Source organism: Micromonospora deserti, from assembly GCF_003236335.1.
In the GTDB taxonomy this organism is placed as follows: Bacteria; Actinomycetota; Actinomycetes; order Mycobacteriales; family Micromonosporaceae; genus Micromonospora; species Micromonospora deserti.
Map to the genome: position 1 here is coordinate 1 of NZ_POUB01000359.1, position 5,028 is coordinate 5,028.

3 protein-coding genes are annotated in these 5,028 nt (G+C 72.3%); 2 read left to right on the forward strand and 1 reads right to left on the reverse strand.

Annotation, left to right across the window (positions count from 1 at the left end):
- Nucleotides 1–279: 279 nt before the first annotated feature.
- Entirely contained in the window at nucleotides 280–3,471 is a 3,192-nt protein-coding gene (ileS, locus tag C1I99_RS29155) for an isoleucine--tRNA ligase (protein WP_111137402.1), read from the forward strand.
- 96 nt (nucleotides 3,472–3,567) lie between these two features.
- Nucleotides 3,568–4,266, forward strand: a complete 699-nt coding sequence (locus C1I99_RS29160) for a lysophospholipid acyltransferase family protein (protein WP_111137403.1) — start codon at nucleotides 3,568–3,570, stop codon at nucleotides 4,264–4,266.
- A 40-nt stretch (nucleotides 4,267–4,306) separates the two neighbouring features.
- On the opposite strand, the gene C1I99_RS29165 is transcribed toward C1I99_RS29160, so the two are convergent.
- A partial coding sequence (locus C1I99_RS29165) for a hypothetical protein (protein ID WP_233512777.1) occupies nucleotides 4,307–5,028 on the reverse strand: 722 nt, incomplete at its 5' end.

The window sequence follows — 5,028 nt, forward strand, 5'->3', positions numbered from 1 at the left end:
TTCTAGCTTCGTCGGCAGCGTCAGAGGTGTATAAGAGACAGCCGTAAGGCGATGACCCGGCCATCACCGGCGAGCCTCCGGAAGAACAGCCGGGTGACCGGCCCAGTAGAACCGGACGGGTCCGGCCCGTCACAGCCGGCCAACGAGCGGGCGGTCGATCCTGGCCGCCAAGCGGGGTGGTACCGCGGGCCGGCCCCGGGGCGCCGGACGGCGTACCCGGAACGGCTCGTCCTCGCAGACCCACCGAGACAGTGAGCTGCGCGAGGAGAGCGACCCCCGATGGCCTATCCGATGCACGACCCGACCGCCGCCGGTGTCCCGGCGAGCCCGGACCTGCCCGCGGTCGAGCGCCGGGTCCTGGAGCACTGGACGGCCGACAAGACCTTCGAGGCCAGCGTCGAGGCCAGGCCCGCCTCCGGCGGGCATCAGGAGAGAACAGCCCGCCGTCCTGACGGCGGCGCGAGCGCCGCCGACAACGAGTACGTCTTCTACGACGGCCCGCCGTTCGCCAACGGGCTGCCACACTACGGCCACCTCTTCACCGGCTACGTCAAGGACGTGGTGCCGCGCTACCAGACCATGCGCGGGCGCCGGGTGGAGCGCCGCTTCGGCTGGGACTGCCACGGCCTGCCCGCCGAGGTGGTCGCCGAGAAGCAGCTCGGCATCACCAGCAAGGCGGAGATCCTCGACCTCGGCGTGGCCCGGTTCAACGAGGCGTGCCGCACCTCGGTGCTGGAGTTCACCCAGGACTGGGAGCGGTACGTCACCCGGCAGGCCCGCTGGGTCGACTTCGCCAACGACTACAAGACCCTCGACCTGGACTACATGGAAAGCGTCATGTGGGCCTTCAAGACCCTGCACGACAAGGGTCTGGTCTACGAGGGTTTCCGGGTGCTGGCCTACTGCTGGCGGTGCGAGACGCCGCTGTCGAACACCGAGACCCGGATGGACGACGTCTACCGGGACCGGCACGACCCGACGCTGTCGGTCTGGTTCGAGCTGACCGGGGACGACAGCGCGCCGGAGCCGGTGCGCGGCCCGGTGCGGCTCGGCGTCTGGACCACCACGCCGTGGACGCTGCCGTCCAACCTGGCGCTCGCCGTCGGCCCCGACATCGAGTACGCGGTGCTGGAGCGCGACGGCGCCCGGCACGTCGTCGGTGCCGCCCGGCTGGCCGCGTACGGCCCGGAGCTGGAGGGGTACCGGCAGGTCGGCACGGTGCACGGCCGGGACCTGGTCGGGCGCCGGTACACCCCGCTGTTCGACTTCCTGGTCGAGCAGGCCGGCCCGAACGCCTACCAGGTGCTCGGCGCGGACTTCGTCACCACCGAGGACGGCACCGGGATCGTCCACCTGGCCCCCGCCTTCGGTGAGGACGACCAGAACGTCTGCACCGCGGCCGGCATCCCGACCATCGTCACCGTGGACGACCACACCCGGTTCACCGCGCTGGTGCCGCCGTACCAGGGCGAGCAGGTCTTCGACGTCAACAAGCCGGTGATCCGGGAGCTCAAGCAGCGGGGGGTGGTGCTCAAGCAGGACACCTACACCCACTCGTACCCGCACTGCTGGCGCTGCGACACCCCGCTGGTCTACAAGGCGGTGTCCTCCTGGTTCGTCGCGGTCACCAGTTTCAAGGACCGGATGGTCGAGCTCAACCAGCAGATCAACTGGACGCCGGGGCACATCAAGGACGGCTCGTTCGGCAAGTGGCTGGCCAACGCCCGGGACTGGTCGATCAGCCGGAACCGGTTCTGGGGATCGCCGATCCCGGTGTGGAAGTCCGACGACCCGAGCTATCCGCGCATCGACGTCTACGGCTCGCTGGAGGAGCTGGAGCGGGACTTCGGCGTACGCCTGACCGACCTGCACCGGCCGGCGGTGGACGAGCTGGTCCGCCCCAACCCGGACGACCCGACCGGGCGCTCGATGATGCGCCGGGTGCCGGAGGTGCTGGACTGCTGGTTCGAGTCCGGCTCGATGCCGTTCGCCCAGGTGCACTACCCGTTCGAGAACGCAGACTGGTTCGAGCACCACTACCCGGGCGACTTCATCGTCGAGTACATCGGACAGACCCGCGGCTGGTTCTACACCATGCACGTGCTGGCCACCGCGCTGTTCGACCGGCCGGCGTTCCGCAACTGCCTCAGCCACGGCATCCTGCTCGGCTCGGACGGGCGCAAGATGTCCAAGAGCCTGCGCAACTACCCGGACGTCTACCACGTCTTCGACGCGTACGGCTCGGACGCGATGCGCTGGATGCTGATGTCCTCGCCGGTGCTGCGCGGGGGGGACATGCCGGTCACCGAGGCGGGCATCCGGGACGCCGTCCGGCAGGTGCTGCTGCCGCTGTGGAACGTCTGGTACTTCTTCTCGCTCTACGCCAACGCGGACGGGTACACCGCCCGCCGGCGCACCGACTCGACCCACCTGCTCGACCGGTACGTGCTGGCGAAGACCCGCGAGCTGGTCGAGACGGTGCAGGCGCAGATGGAGACGTACGACATCTCCGGCGCCTGCGCGACCGTGCGGTCCTTCCTGGACGCGCTGACCAACTGGTACGTGCGCCGCTCCCGGGACCGGTTCTGGTCTGGCGAGGCCGACGCGTTCGACACCCTCTGGACGGTGCTGGAGACGCTCTGCCGGGTGGTGGCTCCGCTGGCGCCGCTGACCGCGGAGGAGATCTGGCGCGGCCTCACCGGGGAGCGGTCGGTGCACCTGACCGACTGGCCGTCGGCGGAGGAGTTCCCGGCCGACCACGAGCTGGTCGCCGCGATGGACGCCACCCGGGCGGTCGCCTCGGCGGCGCTGTCGCTGCGCAAGGCCAAGGGGCTGCGGGTGCGGCTGCCGCTGCCGAGGCTGACCGTGGCCTCCCCGGCGGCAGAGCAGCTGCGGCCTTTCGCCGACCTGGTCGCCGACGAGGTCAACGTCAAGGCGGTGGAGTTCACCGGCGAGCTGGCCGCGTACTGCCAGCAGGTGCTGACCGTGGTGCCCCGGGCGCTCGGGCCCCGGGTCGGCAAGCAGGTCCAGCAGGTGATCAGGGCGGTCAAGGCGGGGGAGTGGGAGCTGGTCGACGGCGCCCCGGTGGCCGCCGGGATCACCCTCGCCGAGGGCGAGTACGAGCTGCGCCTGGTCGCCGCCGACGCCGAGCACTCCGCGCCGCTGCCCGGCGGCGAGGGCGTGGTCGTGCTGGACACCGAGGTCACCCCGGAGTTGGCCGCCGAAGGGCTGGCCCGGGACGTGGTCCGGGTGGTGCAGCAGGCCCGCCGGGACGCCGACCTCGACGTCTCCGACCGGATCGTGCTGGCGCTGTCGGCCTCCGAGGAGGTACGGGCGGCGGTATCGGCGCACACCGACTTCGTGGCCCGGGAGGTGCTGGCCGACTCGGTCGACTTCGCCGACGGCATCGACGGGTTCACCGGGGAGGTCGGCGAGGGCGACCGGGTGACGGTCGCCGTCCGCCGGGCATGACGGCCCGGCTCCCGAGCGGCCCGCCACCGGGTCGGGGCCGCCCGGGATCCGTCCGCTACCGTGACACCGCCTACCACACGATCTGCCGGAGGACCCGTGCCGCTGCTCTACACCATCGGCAAGCTCACCGTGGCGCCCGCGCTCCGGTTGGCCTTCCGGCCGACCGTGGAGGGGTTGGAGCACGTCCCGGCGACCGGCGGCGCGATCTTCGCCGGCAATCACCTCTCGGTCGCCGACGAGCTCTTCCTCGGCACCGTGGTGCCGCGGCACCTGGCCTTCTGGGCGAAGTCCGAGTACTTCACGGGCACCGGCGTGAAGGGCTCGTTCTCCAAGTTCGTGCTCACCGGGCTCGGCGCGATCCCGGTGGAGCGGGCCGGCGGGCGGGCGGCGCTGTCCGCGTTCGACGCGGCGATCCCGGCGCTCAAGGGCGGCGACCTGGTGGTGGTCTACCCGGAGGGCACCCGCTCCCCGGACGGCCGGCTCTACCGGGGGCGCACCGGGGCGGCCCGACTGGCACTGGCCTCCGGGGTGCCGATCATCCCGGTCGGCATGATCGGCACCGACCGGGTCCAGCCGATCGGTGCCCGGGTTCCGCGCCCGGGCACCGGCAAGATCACCGTGAGGTTCGGCAAGCCGCTGGACTTCACCGGCCGGCCGGACGACCGCACCTCACTACGGGCGATCACCGACGAGGTGATGAGCGAGATCCAGAAGCTCACCGGGCAGGAGTACGTGCCCCGCTACGCGCCCCCACGGGCCCACCCGCCGGTCGCCGGCGAACCCGGCGCCGTCTGAACTCACGGCGACTCCGCGCCGATTTTTCCCGGGCCTTGCCTCACGCGGTCGTGACGATCTGCTCCCGCAGGGTGCCGAGCAGCGCGGCGCTGTCCGGCACGGAGAGCCGGGTGAACACCGCGGTGGCGATGCTGCCGTGGTCGACGGAGGTGCAGACCACCACGTCCGTGCCGTCGGCGCGGCCTACCGCGCAGCGCTCGTGCCGCCCCCGGACACCGGTGTCGACCACCTGCGCCTCGCCGAGGGCGTACTGCTCGGCGAGGCGGGTGATCTCGGCGTCGGCGTCCGCCTCGGGGGTGAGCCGGAAACCGGTGCCGCCGAAGACAGTCACCCGCTTGCCCGTCGAGGTGGTGTAGATCCCGGCGAAGGTCTCATCGGCCAGCCAGTGGGCCTTGCGTACCTCGGTCTCCAGCTGCCGGGCGGTCGCCTGACTGCGGCTGTCGTCGCGTAGCCGCAGGTCGTCCACCTCGGCCGGGAGCGCGGCGTTCGCCGGGTACTGGGTCGCCACGGGCGCGGCGTAGTACGCCGGGCAGCCGCAGCAGCAGGCGAGGGTGAGCAGCAGCACCCACGGCCAGCGCCGCCGCCGGCGGACGGGCACCGGGACGTACCCCTTGGGGGCCTGCCAGCCGGGCGGTGGGGCGACCGGCGCAGCCGGCCTTCCCCGGCGCTGCTGCCGCGCCGGGGGCGGCGCCGGCGCGACCGGCGGCGGGGCCGGGTAGCCCGCCGCAGGCGGCCGGACGGGGTACGCGACCGGCGGTGAGG